Here is an 18,521-nt window from a genome sequence, read left to right as displayed (position 1 = left end):
AGGATAACCTGATGGAACGTATTGAAGTGCTCAGCGCCGCGCGCCCACGCCATTACGCAGCGGATCCCGACAGCATCACCTTGGATGTGCTGTTTGCCCACCTGCCTGAGCAGGTCCAGTTCGCCGCCCGCAAGGATGACCCGGAGGAACATGGCCGCGAGCTCTACAGCCGGGCCGTATTTGGCGAGTTTGGCGATATCGAGGTGATCACCCCTGCGCAGCCGACCGAGACACAGCAGCAGGCCCGCCTGAATGAGAAGCTAAAACAGGCGGCCACTGCCATGGCGCCGCTGGAGGATGCTGACACCCTTGGCATCATCAGTGATGCTGAACGCCAGCGACTCACCGCCTGGCAGCGCTACCGGGTCACCCTCTACCGCCTGCCGCAAAGCGACGGCTGGCCAACCGAGGTCAACTGGCCAGAGATGCCGCAATGAGTTGGTCACAAGGGGCGCTGCACTGGCCGGCCAGTGCAGCCAGCCTGCAGGCCAATGCCCAGAGCGTACTGGCACAGATCCCGGCCACCCAAACCAGCGCCACGGGCCGCCTGCAAACGCTCGCAGCCCGCGCCCAGTACCGCCGCCACCCGTTAAGCGATGCGGCCACCGCGCTGGCGGGTCTGCGCGCCGAGCTCGACCAGTTGCTGGTCACTGGCCGTTGTCTGACCGTCACCCCCTACCAGCACGGGGTCGGCCAACAGCAGGGGCAACAGTTCAGCCTGGCCGCCCCCAATGCGGTGGCCACCCTGGCCGCCAAGCTACAGGACGGGGCCGATCCCCTCCTGCCCAGCGGGCAACTGCATGCCCTCGCTTGGCTGGTCACCGGTAACAGCGCCGAGGACCTGGCCAAGCAGCTGGCCGTCCTCTGTGCCCTGCTGCCACTGCCGGAGTGGTGCGCCACCCTGCGGCGCCTCACTGCCAACAACGACACCATGAGCCAACCCACCGCAGCCAAGGTGCCGCGCTGGCGCGCCGATGAGCCGCTGACTTGGGCACCGCTGCGCCCGGCCCGTATGGCGCTGGGGGTAGAGCTGGCTCAGCTGGAGAGCCTGGCCCAGGATAGCCAGACCCCGATCGCCAAGCTGCAAGCACTGGCGACCCGCCGCGCCGCGCACCTGGATGCGCTGACAGAGACCTTGGCCCAGTTGGGCCAACTGTCCGGCACGCTCTGGCACTGGCAAGGGCAGGGGGATGTGGCCAGCCTCGCCACCCAGCTCGGGCAGAGCACGCCACCCGACCACAGCCAGAGCATGACGGTCGCGGCCCTGCTGATCTCCCCTTCCCCGCTCACTTTCTGGCAGGAGTTAACCCCATGAGCCAAGCCATGCTGACCCTCGATGGCGAGCCCATCATCATGAAGTCGATGCGGGTCTCTGCGTCGATGCAGTTTCAGGACAAGGACCAGAGCGGCCAGACCAGCTCGACCAGCAGCGCCGAACAGGGCGCCAAGGGCAAGGAGCTCGATGTCTCCGGCCTCATCCCGTTCAAGGAGGAACGCATGCTAAGCCGGCTGTTTGAGCTGGCTGATGCCAAGGGCAATGGCGGCAAGCGCCACGTCTACCGGGTCGGCTCGCTCCTGGCCAAGTCGGTGAAGGTGCGCCAGGCCAAGTTTGCCGGCCGCATCACTGCGAGCGAACAGGAGGGGCTGCTGGCCTGGCAGGTGCAGTTCACCTTGAAGGAGTTCAACTCGGTACCGGAGAAACGCGAACAGCGTCTGCCCAAACAAGCCCCGACCGTGGGCCAGGGCACCGACAACACCAGCGCCGCCAAGGACAGTAGCAAGGGGGATGGAGAACCGGATCTCAGCAGCTTCGAGCGCTATGTGCTCAAACCGATGGATGACATACTGGCATGAAACTATCCACTTCACTGACCCTCGCCGGCCAGCCTGTGCACCTGGTCGACCATGATCTGGTGCTGGACATCAACGCCGGCGGCCGCGCCGCCCTGACCATCGAAGGAACGGCCAGCAAAGGGCAGACCTTCACCCTGGACACCGGTTACAACGGCCATCTACGCCGTTGGTTTACCGGTTATGTGTACGACGTGCAGCCTGCCGCCAATGGCGCCAGCAAGCTGCTGTGCCGCGAGCTGGCCGGTGCTCTGGGCTCTCGGCTGCCGGTCAGCCAACAACACGCCACCCTGCGCGGCCTGCTGGCCTGGCTGACCGACCAAACCGGGCTGACCTTCTTGCTGCCCAAGGGCCGCGATTACACCGACCGGCCGATCCCCAACTTCACCAGCGCGGGTACCGGCTATCAGCTGCTCGATAACGCTGGCCGCGCCTTTGAGGTGCCTGACTTTGTCTGGTACCCGCAACCCGATGGCGCCATCTTCGTCGGCAGCCACGCCGACAGCCGCTGGCATGACAAGGAGGTCATGCTTGATCCCGCCTGGTCAGGCCGCCAGGCAGGCGACACCCTGACCCTGTCACCAGTGCCGGCCATCCGCCCCGGCACCATCCTCAACGGCAAGCGGGTGATGCGGGTGCGGCTCAAGGGTGACGAAATGACCCTGACCACGGCCACCCCGGGCAAGGTCACCAAGTCACCAGAGCGGCGCAAGATAGAGGGGGAGTTCCCGGAGCTGGCCGACAAGATGCACCTGCCCAAGTTCGGGCGGGTCGAGGCCATCAGCGATCAGGCCAGCGCCGGCCAGCTCAATGACCCCTTTCGCCCCCGCTATGCGGTGGACGTGCAACTGCTAGGCGAAGATGGCCAACCAGACAAAGCCGCCCCGCTTTATCGGGCGGTGCCGCTGCCGGTGCAGTTCGGCGGGCAGGAGCAAGGGCTGCTGCAGTTCCCTACCGAGGGGGCACTGGTTGAACTGGGGTTCGCCTTTGGGCGGGCCGACCGGCCCTTTATCCGCACCGTGCTCGGCAGCGGCTGGGCCCTGCCGGATATCACCCCGGGCGAGCAGCTGCAGCAACAGCGGGCCGAGGTGTTCAGCCGCATCGACACCGTGGGCAACCTCTGCCACCACACCGACCGGCGCCTGCATGACCAGGCCCTGCAGATGCACCACCAGAGTGACGACTACCTGGGGGAACATGGCCAGCATCAGCAGCAGATAGCCCAGCACAGCATCGAGGAGGTGGGCGGGTTCAAGCTCATCGAGGCGCTGGGCGCCATCGAGCTGTTGGCCGGAGATGACCTCACCCTGGGGAGTCTGGGCAACATGAGCCAGACCACGGCGGGGGATCTGGTCGAGGTGGTGGGCCAGCTGCGCCGGGCTGTTGCCGGCGAACTGCAACACCTGGAGGCGCCCCGTTCGTGGATGGGGACCGACAGCATGAACATCTTCCGGCTACTGTTGCAGCTGATGAACGTGGTGGAGCAGCTGGCAGCTGCCACTGCCAGCCACACCCACGGCAGTGGGCCAGCCCCAGGTAACAGCGGGGCCATGACGGGACATAGCCAACAGGCCAAGCAGCTGGCCGGCCAGCTATCCCCCATCATCGAGTAGGCCACCAAGCAAAGAAGGCCCCACACTGTGGGGCCTTCTTCTATCTGCCTGACAGTGCCTGAGCATGGCCAGGGAATGGCGCCGCATGAAGAGGCAGCCATCGGGCAGCGCTGCATCATACGTGAAGCCTACACGTGCTCACAGCCTCCCAACACACCGTGACGACGCACACCGCCGCGTCTGCGTCACGGAAACCGCGCTCTTCCGCTCCCGCCTGCGCGCCGCATCAATAAAATTTTTTGCAAAAGTGGATTACCGCAAAACCATAGGCCCAGACCGCGCCAGATAAAGGATCTCGGGCGAGGTAAGGATCTGAAAGGATCGAAAGAAATTGCAGGGTTTTACAGTTTGAAAGGGGTCTGGCTCGCGGTGTCGAAAACGTAAGTTGTTGAATGTATTGGGATGGTCGTACTTTCCGTGAGAATTTGAATGCTCGGGAAGGATCTCATTTTCTGCGGGGGAGTAACGCGAAGGCGTTTTGTTTCAACTGGTTAGGTGTGATGAGGGCTGATCTGATAACTGAAATTTTGAAAAAGCATGAGCTGTGATGGTTAACCGAGGTGGTCATAGCAAATGAGGTTCATCTTGGCGTTCTCCGCACTCAAAAGCAGAAGAGGCCCACACTATGGGGCCTCTTCTCGATCTATCGTCTCAGTCCACATTAGTGAGCAGCTAGCTCACTGTAGAGATCTGGTTTTTCTTGCATAAGCGTCAAGACCTTCGCTGCCAATCCAGTCGGGTTGCGGCGCCGGGTCTCCCAACTTTTGACCGTATCAACACTCGTCCCAAGAGCCTGGGCAAACTCTTGCTGAGAAACATTCAGTGCGAGGCGAATAGCCTTTACGTCCGCCACTTCATAGCGAGTCCGCACGGCAGGCTCAAGAAGGCCCTGCTTAATTTCAACAGCCTCCTCAAGGGAAGCCTTCAATTCGTCAAACATGTTCATGTTAAACCTCGCCTTTTAGTAACGTGGTCAAGCGCTTTAACTCGGCCTTTTCTGCCGATGTCAGGCTTTCTTTCTCACTCTTGGCATAGGCAAGCACTAAGTAAATCATCTCAGCTGTCGCTAGAAAGTAGATAACTCTCGCGCTGCCACTCTTCCCCTGCTGGCCAGTTGCCATGCGAATTTTTCGCAGACCCCCCGTGCCCTGGATCAAATCACCCTTTTCCGGCTGGGCAATCAATTCTGTTTGCAGTGCTCTGAGCTCATCATCTGTTGCGAGCGCTTTTATCTGCTTGGTAAAGATCGATGTCTCAATAAACTCAATGGCGTTACTCACCCATCACTCACTCTAGCCAATCAATCTAATGGTGTACATAGTACACCTCAAGAAAAATAACGACAACCGCTGGCATTCTCTGTCGCCACTCTGTCGCCACTTGGCCGAAAACAAAAAGGCCACTATTGCTAGTGGCCTTCGTAAGTCTTTGATTTTAATGGTGCCCGAGGCCGGAATCGAACCGGCACGACGCGAACGTCGAGGGATTTTAAATCCCTTGTGTCTACCGATTTCACCACTCGGGCACCGCAATCGGTATCAAGTCCGCGCGGCGGGCTTGTCAATATGGAGGCACGTTCCGGAGTCGAACCGGACTAAACGGATTTGCAATCCGCTGCATAACCGCTTTGCTAACGCGCCATGCAAAAGAGAGTTGGCTCTCTATTGTCTGAATTTGGAGCGGGAAACGAGACTCGAACTCGCGACCCCGACCTTGGCAAGGTCGTGCTCTACCAACTGAGCTATTCCCGCATTGGTCTGGCTGACTGCCTGACTACGAGGACGCATTCTAGCGATGTTCCTCGCCCAGTCAACCAAAAAATGTTTAATACCCTGATCGTTCGAGTGTTTTTTACCCTTTTCCTGCGCTTTTACCACTCATGACCATTTCCCTGCCCCAATGGCGGGGAAACGATGCTTTATGCCAAGGCAGGAACTAGAAGCGGGAGTGGTAGGTCAGATCGCCCCAGGCGGCCTTCATGTACTGGAACATGGACCAGAAGGTGAGCACGGTGGCGACATAAAGCAGCACGTAGGCGAGCCATACCATCCAGATGTCGTACTGCCAGATGAGGCCGGTGAGCGACACCATCTGGATCATGGTCTTCCACTTGCCAATCCAGCTGACCGCCACCGAGGAGCGTTTGCCGAGCTCGGCCATCCATTCACGCAGGGCGGAGATGATGATCTCGCGGCCAATCATGGTCATGGCGGGTATGGTGACCCAGATGGTGTTGTAGTGTTCGACTATGACCACCAGCGCCGCCGCCACCATGATCTTGTCGGCGACCGGATCGAGGAAGGCGCCGAAGGCGGTGGACTGGTTCAGCTTGCGGGCGAGGTAGCCATCAAACCAGTCGGTCGCGGCCGCCAGAATGAAGACGAGGGCCGCCGCCAGATAGGACCACTGATAGGGTACATAGAACAGGATGACGAAGACGGGGATGAGCAAGATCCGAAAAAACGTCAGCAGGTTAGGAATATTTGTCATTATTTTCAGCCACTTCTTGTATGCCGCTACATGGTAGCCCCAAGCCGATCACGGATGCAACCGGACAGGCGCCCGCCTTGGTCTATTAATCCATCAACAACCTCAGGATGCGTGCCATTATGGCATTTACGGGCCCCCTGCGTCACGGCTCTTGTGCACCCAGAGGCGGGATGGTGGCCACGATTCAGAGCGAATGCAAGGCATCCAGGATGGACTGGGTTGAATGCCGAGCGCGACGAGCCCTGACCCCTGGCTCAGATCGAATGCAAGGCATCGTGAATGCCGTGGATCAGACCAGCACCTGGCTGATGCCGAGCGCTCTGCCGGCTCAAAGCGAGTGCAAGGCATAGTGAATGGCGTGGATCAGACCTGCGCCTGGCTGATGCCGAGCACTCTGCCGGCTCAGAGCGAGCGCAAGGCATAGTGAATGGCGTGGATCAGACCTGCGCCTGGCTGATGCCGAGCACTCTGCCGCCTCAGAGCGAGCGCAGGGCATCGTGAATGGAACAAACTGGGCCACGCCGGGCTGATGCCCAGTACCCTGCCGGCTCAAAGCGAGTGCAAGGCATCATGAATGGCCTGGGCCAGCTCCTGGCTGATGCCGGGCACCTTGGCGAGCTCGTCCACCCCTGCCTTTTTCACCTCCTGCAACCCGCCCAGGTACTTGAGCAGAGCCTGACGACGCTTGGGCCCCACCCCCGGAATATCCTCCAGAGTGCTGGTGGTGCGGGCCTTGGCGCGCCGCGCCCGGTGGCCCGTGATGGCAAAACGGTGAGATTCGTCGCGAATATGCTGAATAAGGTGCAAAGCGGGCATATCTGCCGGCAAGTGCAGCTCTTCGTGGCTCTCCCCCAGGATCAGGGTCTCCAGCCCCGCCTTGCGGGTCACTCCCTTGGCGATGCCCACCAGCAGCGGGTATTTGCCACCGAGGAACTCCAGCTGACGGGCCAGGATCTCCTCGGCGCGGCGCAGCTGACCCAGGCCGCCGTCGATAAACAGCACGTCCGGCACCTTGTCCGGCTCCTGCAGCTTGCCAAAGCGCCGCTCCAGCACCTGCTCCATGGCGGCGTAGTCATCCCCCCCCGTGATGCCGTCGATATTGAAACGGCGGTATTCCGAGGAGAGCGGCCCCTCCCGGTTGAACACCACGCAGGAAGCCACGGTGCGCTCCCCCATGGTATGGGAGATGTCGTAACACTCCATGCGGGCGATGGGCTGCTCCAGCTCCAGCAACTCTTCCAGCTGGCTGAAGCGGGCCTGGGTTGTGCTCTTGTGGGCGAGGCGCGAGCGCAGCGCCGTCTGCGCATTGATGGAGGCGAGCTTGATAAAGCGCGCTCGTTCACTACGAGTACGGCTCACCACCCGCACCTTGTAACCTGCGGTCTGGCTCAGGGTCTCGGCAATCACGCTCTCATCCTCGAGGGCCACGTCCAGCAACACCTCGCTCGGGATCTGCCTGCCTCCCTGCCCCGACAGATAAAACTGCAGCAGGAAGGATTGCACCACCTCCTCCAGCGGCGTATCGCTCGGCACCTTGGGGAAGTAGCTGCGGGAACCCAGCACCTTGCCCTGACGAATGAAGAGCACATGGATGCAGGCGGCGCCTTGCTCGAACGCCACCCCCACCACATCCAGTTCATCGAGCACGTTGCCGCTCACCGACTGCTGCTCGGTCACCCGGCGCAGGGCCTGGATCTGATCCCGATAGCGGGCCGCATCCTCGAAGCGCAGATCGCCGCTGGCAGACTCCATCTTGCCCACCAGCTCCCCTATCACCTGCTGGTTCTTGCCCGCCAGAAACAGCTTGGCCAGCTCCACCTGCTGGGCATATTCCGCCTCGCTCACCAGCCCCGCCACGCAAGGGCCGGCGCAGCGCTTGAGCTGATAGAGCAGGCAGGGACGGGTACGGTTGGCATAGACGGCATCCTCGCACTGGCGCACCGGGAAGATCTTCTGCATCAGGTGCAGGCTCTCGCGCACGGCGCCGCCGGAGGGGTAAGGGCCGAAGTACTCCCCCTTCACCTTGCGGGCGCCGCGATGGACGCCGATGCGGGGATGCCGGTGCCCTGTGATGATGATCCAGGGGTAGGATTTGTCATCGCGCAGCAGCACGTTGTAGCGCGGCTGATACTGCTTGATGAGGTTGTGCTCGAGGATCAGCGCCTCTGTTTCGGTGTGGGTCACCATCACCTGGATATCGGCGATCTGACGCACCAGGGTGTGGGTCTTGATGCTATCGACCTTGGTGCGAAAGTAGGAGGAAAGCCGTTTTTTAAGATCCTTGGCCTTGCCCACATAGATGACGGTGCCACCGCTGTCATACATGCGGTAGACGCCGCTCTGGTGAGTCACGGCGCTCAGAAAGGCCTTGCTGTCAAAAAGGGGCTCGGGAGAAAGGGTCATCGGCTACTCGGCTCAACACAAAGGGGCGAAAACGATAGAAGTCGGCATCAACGGGGAGAGCATACTGCGCCAGGCCGGCGAAATGCAAAAAGGCGGCACCCGCCGCCTTTTTGACTCCCCGTCACCCGCTTACAGGGTGTCGGCGTCCAGCATGCCATAGCGAATGGCCAGATGGGTCAGCTCCACATCGCCGTTGATGTTGAGCTTGCTGAACAGGCGGTAACGGTAGCTGTTGACCGTCTTCGGGCTCAGGTTCAACTGCTCGGAGATGTCGGTCACCTTCTGCCCCTTGGTGATCATCATCATGATCTGCAACTCGCGCTCGGAGAGGGACTTGAAGGGATTTTCATCCGCCGACGCAAACTGGCTGAGCGCCATCTGCTGGGCGATCTCGGGGGAGATGTAACGCTGGCCCGAGTGCACCAGGCGAATGGCGTGGATCATCTCGTCCGGGGCGGCGCCCTTGGTGAGATAACCGGCGGCGCCCGCCTGCATCACCTTGGTGGGGAACGGATTTTCTGAATGAATGGTCAGCACTATGATGCGCACATCGGGCCGGATCCGCAGTATCTTGCGGGTCGCCTCCAGGCCGCCGATGCCCGGCATGTTCATGTCCATCAGGATCACGTCTGGATGGTGCTGACGACAGAAAGTGACTGCGGTTTCCCCGCTCTGCGCCTCGCCCACCACCTTGATCCCGCGGACATCTTCCAAAATGCGTCTTATCCCTGTACGCACCAACTCATGATCATCGACCAGGAATACATTTATCACCCAAACACCCCGTTTTTTTATCTCGTTATATGCCAGTTAGGGTTAACACGGCGTCTTGCATCATAACCAAACTCGCTGGTTTGGCAAACCATGGGCGGGAAAAGTTTGAAAGTGCTCATAAATGACGTTTGTAATCAAATAATTATGCAAGGATTCAACACAAAAAACGGCGCCCGCAGGCACCGTTCAGAGTCATGTCGGTGGTGCTGGCATCAGTTCGCCAGCAGCGCACGCACCTTGTCCAGATCGGCCTGGGTATCCACCCCGACCGGCGGCGCTTGCAGCGCCTGGGCCACGTGGATCTTCTCCCCGTACCAGAGCACCCGCAGCTGCTCCAGGGCCTCGACCTGCTCCAGCACGCTCGGCGCCCAGTCCACGTAACGCTGGATGAAACCGGCGCGATAGGCGTAGATGCCGATGTGACGCTGGTAGTGATCGCCAATCTGCTCGTGGCCCTTGGCAAAGCGATCCCTGTCCCAGGGAATGCTGGCCCGGCTGAAGTAGAGAGCGTAGCCATCCTTGTCGGTCACGACCTTGACCGCGTTGGGGTTGAACGCCTCCTCCGCATCCACAATGGGCACAGAGAGGGTGGCCATGGGCGCCGTCGCCGCGGCCAGATTGTCGGCCACCTGACGTATGATGGCGGGCGGAATGAGCGGCTCATCCCCCTGCACATTGACGATGATGGTATCGCTGGCAAAGCCGTAGTGACGGCACACTTCCGCCAGACGCTCGGTGCCGGACTGGTGATCCTGCGAGGTCATGCACACCTCAAAGCCCGCGAGCGCGGCACAGGAGGCCAGCGCGCTGCGTACCCGCTCGTCATCGGTGGCGACGATCACCCGATCCGCGCCGGATTGCAGGGCCTTTTCCACCACGTGCTGCACCATGGGCTTGCCATGGATGTCCGCCAGTGGCTTGCCCGGCAAGCGGGTGGAGGCGTAGCGGGCAGGAATGATCACCACGAAACTCATGACGGCATCTCGTCGCTATTGAGGTGACGGGCGCGGTTCTCCAGCAGCACAGGGATCCCCTCCTCCAGCGGATAGGCCAGCTTGTCGAAACGGCAGACCAGCTCGTGTACGGCCTTGTTGTAGTGCAGCTTCCCCTTGCAAACCGGGCAGGCGATGATGTCGAGCAATTTGATATCCAGTGCCAAAACGAAACTCCTTCAACGATGTCGAGCAAGCGACTATCTCGAGCGTGCCAAAATGCCGGGCACGCTATGATGTCGAGCCATTGATATTCTAAAACCCGGAGCCAAATCGCGGCTCCTTCCACTCTATCGAGCGGGCCAGGATGCCGGACCAGCCGGCATGCCATTCTTCAGTGTTCAGTGTCGGAAACGGGCGCCTTTGCCGGATGCAATTTCTGCAACAGGCTGTCGAGCAAGGAGGCCGGCAACTCGGCACTGACCGGCAGATACCACCAGTTATCCGGCGCAAACCCCCGACACTTGACCGCGTCTTTTTCGGTCATCACCAACGGCCGTTCGCCGAAGCGGGCGAGCAGTTCATCCCGCTCAAACGCCTGATGATCCGCATAACCGACGCTCTGCTGCAGCTCATAACCGAGGCTGGTCAGGGTGGCGAAGAAACGGGGGGGATGGCCTATGCCGGCCAGGGCATCCACGCTGCGGGGCAAGGGCTCGCTGGCGGGCTCGTCATCGCGCACCCGGCGCGGCGCATCGGCCACCAGCGCCATGGGGTACTCCCCTCGGGCTGGCGTGCCGCCGTTGCAGATGATGGCATCCACCCGCTTGAGCCGGGTCACGGGCTCGCGCAGCGGCCCCATGGGCAGCAGGCAGGCGTTGCCAAAACGACGCACTCCGTCCACCACCACCAGCTCGATGTCGCGGGCCAGCCCATAGTGCTGCAGACCGTCGTCTGTGATGATGATGTCCACCTCGCCACCTTGCTCCAGCAGACGCACCGCATCGGCCCGTTTCGGGGCGACCACCACGGGGCAGCCGCAGCGACGGGCGATGAGCACGGGTTCGTCACCCGCCTGCGCCGTGCCGCTATTGGCATCGAGCCGGTAGGGATAATGGGGCGCCTTGCCGCCATAGCCGCGGCTCACCACCCCGGGCCTGAACCCGCGGGCTTGCAGCTGTTCCACCAGCCAGACCACGACCGGGGTCTTGCCGTTGCCGCCCACCGAGATATTGCCCACCACGATCACCGGCAGGCTGGCCCGATAGGCCCTGAACCAGCCGCGTCGATAGGCGATGCGACGGGCGCCGCTGATGATGGCAAACAGCAGGGCAAAGGGCGCCAGCAACCAGTGCCAGCGGCTCTGCCCATACCAGAGTTGCTGCAGCATTAGCCCTTGTTACCCGCAGCTACGTTGCCGAACTGGATGGCGCGCAACTGGGCATAGGTGCCCTGATTGGCCATCAAGGCTTCATGGTTGCCGCGTTCGACGATATGACCCTCGTCGATCACCAGGATCTCGTCCGCCTTCTCTATGGTGGAGAGGCGATGGGCGATCACCAGCGAGGTGCGCGCCTTGCACAGCTCGTCGATGGCAGCCTGGATGTGACGCTCGGACTCGGTATCGAGCGCAGAGGTCGCCTCATCCAGCAGCAACACGGGGGCATCGCGCAGCAGGGCGCGGGCGATGGCGATACGCTGACGCTGACCACCGGACAGTGAGGCCCCGTTCTCGCCGACCACGGTATCGTACCCCTGGGTCATCTTGCTGACGAACTCGTCGGCATGGGCGATGCGGGCCGCCTGCTGGATCTCTTCCCGGCTGTATTTCTCTTCCGCCGCATAGGCGATGTTGCTGGCGACAGTGTCGTTGAACAGGTGCACGTGCTGGGAGACCAGGGCGTACTGCTTGCGCAGCTCGCTCAGGCGGTACTCGCGAATATTGACGCCATCCAGCAGGATCTCGCCCTGCTCCACGTCGTAGAAACGGGTCAGCAGGCTGGCGATGGTGCTCTTGCCTGAGCCGGAGCGCCCCACCAGGGCCACGGATTTACCCGCTTCCACCTTGAAGCTGACGTTGTGCAGCGCAGGGGTGTCCTTGGTCGGGTAGGTGAAGGTGACGTTGCGAAACTCGATCTCGCCACGGGCGCGATCCAGGGTACGGGTACCTGTGTCCTCTTCCGGGGTGGAATCGAGCAGACCGAACAGGCTCTGACAGGCGGTGATGCCGCGCTGGAACTGGTTGTTCACGTCGGTCAGGCTCTTGAGCGGCTTGAGCAGCATCATCATGGAGGTGACCATGACGGTGAAGGTACCGGCGGTCAGGGTCGCCTTGACCGAGTCTATGGTGGCCACGTAGAGGAACACGGCCAGGGCGACCGAGGCCACCATCTGCACTATGGGGCTGCCGATGGCATCGGCGGCGACCATCTTCATGGTCTGCTGGCGCATGTGGTTGCTGACGCGGAAGAAGCGTTTCTCTTCGACCTGCTGGCCACCGAACATCAGCACCTCTTTATGACCCTTGAGCATCTGCTCGGTCGAGGTGGTGATGTCGCCCACCGCCTGCTGGATGTGGCGGCTGATCTTGCGAAAACGACGGCTGATGAGGCCAATCAGTATGCCCACCACAGGGCCCACCACCAGGAAGATCACCGACAGCTGCCAGGAGTGCCAGAACATCAGGCCGAGCAGGCCGACCACGGTCGCCCCTTCCCGCACCAGCGAGACCAGAGTGGAGCTGGCGGCAGAGGAGACCTGACCGGCATCATAGGTCACCTTGGCCAGCAGGTTGCCGGTATTCTGGCGATCGAAGAAGCTCATGGGCATGGCCATCAGGTGGCTGAACACCTGCTGTTGCAGCCGCATCACCACATGGTTGCCGACCCAGGCCATGCAATAGTTGGAGAGGAAGGTGGCGCAGCCACGCAGGGCAACGATGCCGAGTACGAAGAAAGGCATCCATTTCAGCACGCCGCTGTCATTGCCATTGAGGCCCTGATCGATCAGTGGCTTGATGGAGTAGACGAAGGTGGTATCCACGGCGGCATAGCCCAGCATCCCTATGATGCCGCCGACCAGACCCAGCTTGCGATCCCGGACATAACCGAGCAGACGCTTGAAGACGGGCCAGCTGTCTTGTGAGGTTTCTTGTTGCATGAATAGCCGTTAATAAGGGAAATGACGGGGTATTCTAGCCAAAGCTTGCGCATCCACCAAGCGCCGCCATCTTGATAGCCAGAGTCCGAACCGGAAATGACGGATTAATGCCCAAGCCAACGCCTGCGCATCCACCAGGCGCCGCCATCTTGATAGCCAGAGTCCACACCGGAAATGACGGATTAATGCCCAAGCCAACGCCTGCGCATCCACCAGGCGCCGCCATCTTGATAGCCAAAACCCGGCATTCGACAGAAGGAGATGATGGATTATTTCCTGGCCGGCTCCGGGCCGGCGGCCCCTCGCCACAGCAGATCCTGGCGGGAAATGGCAGAAGGCAAGCTCGGCCAGCCCGCGGGACGCCACCAGGCGCCGCCCCGGCGATACCAGGGGCCATGGTCGCGTTCGGCGCGGATGCCGACCCCGTCAGCCTGGAGTTCAATCAGGATGGCGCCATCCAGCCCGGTGACCCACTGGCTGGCCTGCCGATAGCGGGCCACCACCTCGGGACGAGGAAAGCCCCACTGATTAATAAATCCCGCACTGTGCACCACATACCGTGCATTCACGGCCGCGACGAAAGCCGGGGTGGACGAGGTGCGACTGCCATGATGAGGGCTCACCAGCAGGGTGCTGGCCAACTCGCCCCGATCCAGCGCCAGCAGGCGGCGTTCCGTCTCCTGCTCTATGTCCGCGCTGAGCAGGATGCGCCGGTTGCCGTCGCTTATCTGCAGCACGCAGCCGTCGTTGTTGTGGCCGCGCCCAGGCTGCTCGGGCCAGAGCACGGCAAAGTCGAGCCCCTGCCAGCGCCAGCGCTGGCCACGCCGGCACAGAGTGGTGAGCTTGCCAAACGCAAACGAGGAGAGCTCATGGCGCACCGGCAGCGCCCGCAATATGGCCCGACGGTTGCCGGCGTGATCCCTGTCCTTGTGGCTGATGACGAAATAATCCAGCACCTGCACATCGAGCCGGTTGAGCAGCGGCAGGATGGCGGCATCCGCCATGTTGTAGCCGCCGGGATAACGATCCCCGGTGTCGTAGAGGATGCCACGCTCCCCTCGGGTGATCAGCACGGACAAACCCTGTCCCACATCCAGCACCCTCACTTGCCAGCTCGTTGGCGTGGGCCAGGCGGCAAGCAAGAGGGCCGCGACCACGGGAATACATAGCGGGCGAGCCCCCGGCACGTGCCAGGCGCACCAGAGCAGGGTCAGCACTGCGCTGACCGGCACCACCCAGCCCGGCACGGGCCACCAGAGCTGCCACTGGCTGGCCAGCTGCGTCAGCCCCCACAACACCCACTGCAACCCCAGATCCGCCAGCCAGAACAAGCCGTGAGCCAGCCAGCCCCAGAGCGGTGCCAGCAGGACGCCGATCAGCGCCAGCGGAATGATCCCGATGCAAAACAGCGGCAACGCCAGCAGATTGAGCAGCAGCGCCAGCGGCGCTATGCCCTCGAACAAGGCCAGTTGCAGTGGCAGCAAGCCGAGCAGCAGCAAGCCCTGCAGCCGCACCAGACCGGGTTTGGCCTCCAGATAACCCGCCGCCAGCAGCAGGGCCACCGCCAGAAACGAGAGCCAGAAGCCGGCCGAGTAGAGGGCGAAGGGATCCCACAACACCAGCACTACGAAGGCCCACAGCCAGATGCGATAAGCGGGCCACTCGCGCCGGCGCCAGCGCAGCAGGCTCCACACCAGCACCATGATGAGGGCCCGCTCTGTGGCCACCGCAAACCCTGCCAGCCAGCTGTAAACGGCGGCAAACAACAGGGCGACCAGTATGGCCCCGCGCAGCCCGAACAACCGTCCGAGCCACCAACCCAGCACGGCCACCAGCGCTATGTGCTGACCCGAGATGGCGATGATATGGGTCAGTCCGCTGCCGCGAAACAGCGTCCACTGCTCATCCGTGATGCCGCTCTGCTCGCCAAAGGTGAGTGCCGACAACAGGGGAGCATGGGTCAGCCCCTGCCAGCTGGCGGCGGCCTCAGCCAGCCAGCGATCCCGCCAGCCCGGCGCGGCGGCCTGCGTCTTCATGATGCGGCGCAGGTTGCCGGTGGCTGTGATGCCCTTGCCCAGCAACAGGCGCCGTCCATCCATGCCCGCCTCGTTGGCCAGCCCATGGGCCGGTTTGAGAGAGACCACCAGCGTCACCTGGCTGCCCGCCGGCAGCGCGGGCAGGGTCTGGTAGGCATTGATCCGCACCAGCGGCGCCGGGGTCAGCGCCTGACCATCGAGGGATGCCACCCGCAGCAGCAGCCGGACAAATTTATCGCCCTCGGGCTCTGCACTTTGCAGGCGTGCGGTTATGATGTGGCTCGCCTGCGCCTCCAGCTGATCCAGCCAGGCGAGCCGGTACTGCAGACTGGCCTGCATCCAGAGGATGCCGAACAGCAGAAACAGCAGACGCCAGCAGCGACAACAGGCAAGGGGGAACGCGATCAGCAGCATCAGGCCCCCCCATTCCCATGAAGGTAACCATGGCCAGAGTAGCGAGGAGCTTGCCCCCAGGGCAAACGACAACAAGCGCAGATCCATGGTGCAAGTATTTAGCAAGGTTTCAATATGCCCAAACGACTCATAAAACGCTGGATGCCTGATCAAGAGAGACTCAAGGAACACAAGCACTTGCGGCTGTTCGGCAAGCTGCTGCTCGATGCCAATCTGTGGCATCTCAACCGGCGCTCCGCCGCCGGCGCGTTCGCGGTCGGCCTCTTCATGGCCTGGATCCCCCTCCCCTGCCAGATGCTGCTGGCAGCCGGTGGCGCCATCGCCTGTCGGGTCAATCTACCCCTCTCGGTCGCCCTGGTCTGGCTCTCCAACCCCTTTACCATGCCGCCCCTGTTTTACGGCGCCTACCTGACCGGCTGCCAGCTGCTGGGACAACCTTCCCAGCACATCGACATCGAGTTCACCTGGGCCTGGCTGGTGTCGGTATTCGAGACGCTGGCCCCGCCCCTGCTGCTGGGCTCCCTGGTGCTCGCCCTGCTGAGCTCGCTGATCGGCTATGCCCTGATCCGCACCTTCTGGCGCATCAGCACGGTACGCCAGTGGCAAAAGCGCAAGGAGGCGCGGGCATGCTGAGCCGCTGGTTTGCCCGTTTCAAGATAGATCCGGACACCTTGCGCCAACAGAAGTGGTTCGCCCTGTTTGGTGAACGCCTGCTGGCACCCGCACTCTGGCAGGGGGGAGCACGGGCCCTGAGTGGCGCCGTGGCAGCCGGCCTCTTCGCCTGCTGGATCCCGGTCCCCATGCATTCGCTGATCGCCGTCGCGCTGGCGCTGGCCTTCAGCCTCAACCTGCCGCTGGCCCTGCTGGCGGTCTGGTTCAACAACCCGGTGACGCTCCCCTTCATGTATCTCTATGCCTACCGCACCGGCTGTCTGGTGCTGCACAAGACGCCGGAGCCGTTTCATCTCACCTGGTCCCTGCACTGGCTGGAACAGGAGGCGGCGACCCTGGTGCCGCCCTTCCTGCTCGGCAGCCTCTTGCTGGCGGTGCTGACCGCCGCCTGCGGCGGCCTCCTCACCCTGCTGCTGTTGCAACTGGCCAAGCTGGCACGCGCACGCTGATTGGCCCCTTGTCAGGACAGCTCTTGTCCTGACAAGGGGGTGCCCCTCATATCCCCCTCTCTTGCCATCATTTGGCTCTGCCGCCACACTCCTTGTAGCTAACTGCTGCGCGCCACCTGCCAGGACAAGGAGCCCACCATGACAGAACCGCTGACGCTGGCCTATGCCAATGGCCAACCCCTCTCCCTGCTGCCCGCCATGGCCAATCGCCACGGCCTCATCACGGGCGCCACAGGCACGGGCAAAACCGTCACCCTGCAGGTGCTGGCAGAGGGCTTCTCCCGCCTCGGGGTACCGGTTTTTCTGGCGGATGTGAAGGGGGACTTGAGTGGACTGGGCGCCGCCGGCACCCCATCCAGCAAGCTGGATGCCCGTCTGGCCCAGCTCGCCATGCCGGTTCCCGTCTTTGCCGCCAGTCCCGCCCTGTTCTGGGATCTGTTTGCCGAGCAGGGGCACCCGGTGCGGGCCACCGTCTCCGACATGGGCCCCCTGCTGCTGGCCCGGCTGCTCGGCCTCAACGACACCCAGAGCGGGGTGCTGGAGCTGGTGTTCAAGGTGGCGGACGACGAGGGCCTGCTGCTGCTCGACCTCAAAGATCTGCGCGCCATGGTGCAGTTTGCCGGGGAGAACGCCAAATCCCTGACCACCCGCTATGGCAATGTGTCGACCGCCTCCATCGGCGCCATACTGCGCAACCTGCTCACCCTGGAGAGCGCGGGGGGCGATCACTTCTTCGGCGAGCCCATGCTGGACATTCAGGATCTGTTGCAGACCGACGAAGCCGGTCACGGTCACATCAATGTGCTGGCGGCGAGCAAGCTGACCCAGTCCAGCCGGCTCTATGCCTGCTTCCTGCTCTGGCTGTTGTCTGAGCTGTTCGAACAACTGCCCGAGGTGGGCGACCCGGACAAGCCGGTGCTGGTGTTCTTCTTCGACGAGGCTCATCTGTTGTTCAACGATGCCCCCAGGGCGCTGCTGGAGAAGATAGAGCTGGTGGTGCGCCTCATCCGCTCGAAAGGGGTCGGCGTCTACTTCGTGACCCAGAGCCCGGCCGATATTCCCGACAGCGTGCTGGGGCAGCTCGGCAACCGGGTACAGCACGCGCTACGCGCCTTCACCCCGAGCGATCAAAAAGCGGTACGGATCGCCGCCAACACACTGCGCGCCAACCCGGCCTTCGATGCGGCCGGCGCCATCACCGAGCTCGGGGTGGGCGAGGCCCTGGTCTCTTTGCTCGATGAGAAGGGACGCCCGAACGTGGTGGAGCGCGCCTTTATAGCACCGCCAGCCAGCCGTATCGGGCCCTTGAGCGAGGCCGAGCGGCTGGCCCTGATCCGGGGCTCCCTGCTGTACGGCAGATATGAAAAGACCGAGGACCGGGATTCCGCCTTCGAGCGGCTCAATGGCGGCAAGGCTGCCGCCACAGCGGATGGCGAAACCAAGACCGACGCCGAAGGCGGTCTGCTCGATGCCCTCAATGGCATCCTGTTTGGCCGCACAGGCCCGCGCGGTGGCCAGCACGACGGCGTGGTGCAGACCGCCGCCAGGAGCGTGGCCCGCACCATAGGCAGCGAGGTGGGGCGCCAGCTGGTACGCGGGGTACTCGGCTCCCTACTGGGGGGAAACAAGCGACGCCGCTGAGGTGAAAACCGCAGGAACGAAAAAGCCCGCCGGGTCTCCCCGGCGGGCTTTTTACTGCTCAGGCAACATCACCTACGCAAACACTCA

The 18,521-nt window shown here is 62.5% G+C and carries 17 protein-coding genes and 3 tRNA genes; 7 read left to right on the top strand and 13 right to left on the bottom strand.

All coding sequences use genetic code 11. The annotated features are described in order from the left end of the window. Positions 1 to 11: 11 nt before the first annotated feature. The 4 genes from CK910_RS13115 to CK910_RS13100 are packed head-to-tail and all read left to right on the top strand — an operon-like array spanning position 12 to position 3,464. Positions 12 to 437: a tail fiber assembly protein gene (locus tag CK910_RS13115; RefSeq protein ID WP_098983591.1), complete on the top strand. Its 426-nt coding sequence runs from the start codon at positions 12 to 14 to the stop codon at positions 435 to 437. Next, positions 434 to 1,315, top strand: coding sequence for a hypothetical protein (locus tag CK910_RS13110; protein ID WP_098983588.1), 882 nt, complete (start codon positions 434 to 436; stop codon positions 1,313 to 1,315). Before CK910_RS13115 ends, CK910_RS13110 begins: the two co-directional genes overlap by 4 nt. Further along, a complete protein-coding gene (locus CK910_RS13105; protein ID WP_098983586.1) occupies positions 1,312 to 1,854 on the top strand; it encodes a baseplate complex protein in 543 nt (180 codons plus the stop codon). The genes CK910_RS13110 and CK910_RS13105 overlap by 4 nt, the downstream gene beginning before the upstream one ends. Next, positions 1,851 to 3,464, top strand: a complete 1,614-nt coding sequence (locus CK910_RS13100; RefSeq protein WP_098983584.1) for a hypothetical protein — start codon at positions 1,851 to 1,853, stop codon at positions 3,462 to 3,464. The genes CK910_RS13105 and CK910_RS13100 overlap by 4 nt, the downstream gene beginning before the upstream one ends. A 661-nt stretch (positions 3,465 to 4,125) precedes the next feature. On the opposite strand, the gene nadS is transcribed toward CK910_RS13100, so the two are convergent. The 13 genes from nadS to CK910_RS13035 form a co-directional block, all read right to left on the bottom strand. Beyond that, positions 4,126 to 4,410: a NadS family protein gene (gene nadS, locus CK910_RS13095; protein WP_029303943.1), complete on the bottom strand. Its 285-nt coding sequence runs from the start codon at positions 4,408 to 4,410 to the stop codon at positions 4,126 to 4,128. Between the two features lies 1 nt (position 4,411). Further along, entirely contained in the window at positions 4,412 to 4,744 is a 333-nt protein-coding gene (locus tag CK910_RS13090) for a type II toxin-antitoxin system RelE/ParE family toxin (RefSeq protein ID WP_005320072.1), read from the bottom strand. A gap of 158 nt (positions 4,745 to 4,902) precedes the next feature. Beyond that, a tRNA-Leu gene (locus CK910_RS13085) sits at positions 4,903 to 4,989 on the bottom strand. A gap of 41 nt (positions 4,990 to 5,030) precedes the next feature. Further along, positions 5,031 to 5,104, bottom strand: a tRNA-Cys gene (locus CK910_RS13080). 35 nt (positions 5,105 to 5,139) lie between these two features. Then, positions 5,140 to 5,215: transfer RNA gene (locus CK910_RS13075), tRNA-Gly, on the bottom strand. A 184-nt stretch (positions 5,216 to 5,399) separates the two neighbouring features. Next, positions 5,400 to 5,954, bottom strand: a complete 555-nt coding sequence (gene pgsA, locus CK910_RS13070; RefSeq protein ID WP_042036538.1) for a CDP-diacylglycerol--glycerol-3-phosphate 3-phosphatidyltransferase — start codon at positions 5,952 to 5,954, stop codon at positions 5,400 to 5,402. A 549-nt stretch (positions 5,955 to 6,503) separates the two neighbouring features. Further along, on the bottom strand, positions 6,504 to 8,357 hold the full coding sequence (uvrC, locus tag CK910_RS13065; RefSeq protein ID WP_098983582.1) for an excinuclease ABC subunit UvrC: 1,854 nt from the start codon (positions 8,355 to 8,357) through the stop codon (positions 6,504 to 6,506). A gap of 129 nt (positions 8,358 to 8,486) precedes the next feature. Further along, on the bottom strand, positions 8,487 to 9,131 hold the full coding sequence (gene uvrY / locus CK910_RS13060; protein WP_011706579.1) for a UvrY/SirA/GacA family response regulator transcription factor: 645 nt from the start codon (positions 9,129 to 9,131) through the stop codon (positions 8,487 to 8,489). A 212-nt stretch (positions 9,132 to 9,343) separates the two neighbouring features. After that, positions 9,344 to 10,105 carry a 3-deoxy-manno-octulosonate cytidylyltransferase gene (gene kdsB / locus CK910_RS13055; protein ID WP_098983579.1) on the bottom strand — a complete coding sequence of 254 codons (762 nt, stop codon included), beginning with the start codon at positions 10,103 to 10,105 and terminating at the stop codon, positions 9,344 to 9,346. After that, a complete protein-coding gene (locus CK910_RS13050; RefSeq protein WP_042036532.1) occupies positions 10,102 to 10,290 on the bottom strand; it encodes a Trm112 family protein in 189 nt (62 codons plus the stop codon). The genes kdsB and CK910_RS13050 overlap by 4 nt, the downstream gene beginning before the upstream one ends. A gap of 167 nt (positions 10,291 to 10,457) precedes the next feature. Next, complete coding sequence (gene lpxK / locus CK910_RS13045) at positions 10,458 to 11,453, bottom strand: tetraacyldisaccharide 4'-kinase (protein WP_098983576.1); 996 nt, start codon at positions 11,451 to 11,453, stop codon at positions 10,458 to 10,460. Next, positions 11,453 to 13,222 carry a lipid A ABC transporter ATP-binding protein/permease MsbA gene (gene msbA / locus CK910_RS13040; protein WP_043137406.1) on the bottom strand — a complete coding sequence of 590 codons (1,770 nt, stop codon included), beginning with the start codon at positions 13,220 to 13,222 and terminating at the stop codon, positions 11,453 to 11,455. Before msbA ends, lpxK begins: the two co-directional genes overlap by 1 nt. 269 nt (positions 13,223 to 13,491) lie before the next feature. Beyond that, a complete protein-coding gene (locus CK910_RS13035; RefSeq protein WP_172955309.1) occupies positions 13,492 to 15,759 on the bottom strand; it encodes a DNA internalization-related competence protein ComEC/Rec2 in 2,268 nt (755 codons plus the stop codon). 27 nt (positions 15,760 to 15,786) lie between these two features. On the opposite strand from CK910_RS13035, the gene CK910_RS13030 reads away from it, so the two are divergent. The 3 genes from CK910_RS13030 to CK910_RS13020 all read left to right on the top strand — a co-directional run bounded on the left by CK910_RS13030 (position 15,787) and on the right by CK910_RS13020 (position 18,434). Continuing rightward, positions 15,787 to 16,305 (top strand): DUF2062 domain-containing protein, encoded by a 519-nt coding sequence (locus tag CK910_RS13030; RefSeq protein WP_043137408.1) that lies wholly within the window; start codon positions 15,787 to 15,789, stop codon positions 16,303 to 16,305. After that, positions 16,299 to 16,793: a DUF2062 domain-containing protein gene (locus CK910_RS13025; RefSeq protein WP_098983574.1), complete on the top strand. Its 495-nt coding sequence runs from the start codon at positions 16,299 to 16,301 to the stop codon at positions 16,791 to 16,793. Before CK910_RS13030 ends, CK910_RS13025 begins: the two co-directional genes overlap by 7 nt. 138 nt (positions 16,794 to 16,931) lie before the next feature. Further along, entirely contained in the window at positions 16,932 to 18,434 is a 1,503-nt protein-coding gene (locus tag CK910_RS13020; RefSeq protein ID WP_098983571.1) for a helicase HerA-like domain-containing protein, read from the top strand. Positions 18,435 to 18,521 lie beyond the last annotated feature (87 nt).

The organism is Aeromonas sp. CA23, assembly GCF_002587065.1.
Taxonomy (GTDB): domain Bacteria; phylum Pseudomonadota; class Gammaproteobacteria; order Enterobacterales; family Aeromonadaceae; genus Aeromonas; species Aeromonas bestiarum.
This window is presented reverse-complemented; position numbering and strand designations above follow the sequence as displayed.

Coding starts and splice junctions, on each gene's coding strand:
- CK910_RS13115 (WP_098983591.1), top strand. CDS start 12: ATGGAACGTATTGAAGTGCTCAGCGCCGCGCGCCCACGCCATTACGCA.
- CK910_RS13110 (WP_098983588.1), top strand. CDS start 434: ATGAGTTGGTCACAAGGGGCGCTGCACTGGCCGGCCAGTGCAGCCAGC.
- CK910_RS13105 (WP_098983586.1), top strand. CDS start 1,312: ATGAGCCAAGCCATGCTGACCCTCGATGGCGAGCCCATCATCATGAAG.
- CK910_RS13100 (WP_098983584.1), top strand. CDS start 1,851: ATGAAACTATCCACTTCACTGACCCTCGCCGGCCAGCCTGTGCACCTG.
- nadS (WP_029303943.1), bottom strand. CDS start 4,410: ATGAACATGTTTGACGAATTGAAGGCTTCCCTTGAGGAGGCTGTTGAA.
- pgsA (WP_042036538.1), bottom strand. CDS start 5,954: ATGACAAATATTCCTAACCTGCTGACGTTTTTTCGGATCTTGCTCATC.
- uvrC (WP_098983582.1), bottom strand. CDS start 8,357: ATGACCCTTTCTCCCGAGCCCCTTTTTGACAGCAAGGCCTTTCTGAGC.
- kdsB (WP_098983579.1), bottom strand. CDS start 10,105: ATGAGTTTCGTGGTGATCATTCCTGCCCGCTACGCCTCCACCCGCTTG.
- lpxK (WP_098983576.1), bottom strand. CDS start 11,453: ATGCTGCAGCAACTCTGGTATGGGCAGAGCCGCTGGCACTGGTTGCTG.
- msbA (WP_043137406.1), bottom strand. CDS start 13,222: ATGCAACAAGAAACCTCACAAGACAGCTGGCCCGTCTTCAAGCGTCTG.
- CK910_RS13035 (WP_172955309.1), bottom strand. CDS start 15,759: ATGGATCTGCGCTTGTTGTCGTTTGCCCTGGGGGCAAGCTCCTCGCTA.
- CK910_RS13030 (WP_043137408.1), top strand. CDS start 15,787: ATGCCCAAACGACTCATAAAACGCTGGATGCCTGATCAAGAGAGACTC.
- CK910_RS13025 (WP_098983574.1), top strand. CDS start 16,299: ATGCTGAGCCGCTGGTTTGCCCGTTTCAAGATAGATCCGGACACCTTG.
- CK910_RS13020 (WP_098983571.1), top strand. CDS start 16,932: ATGACAGAACCGCTGACGCTGGCCTATGCCAATGGCCAACCCCTCTCC.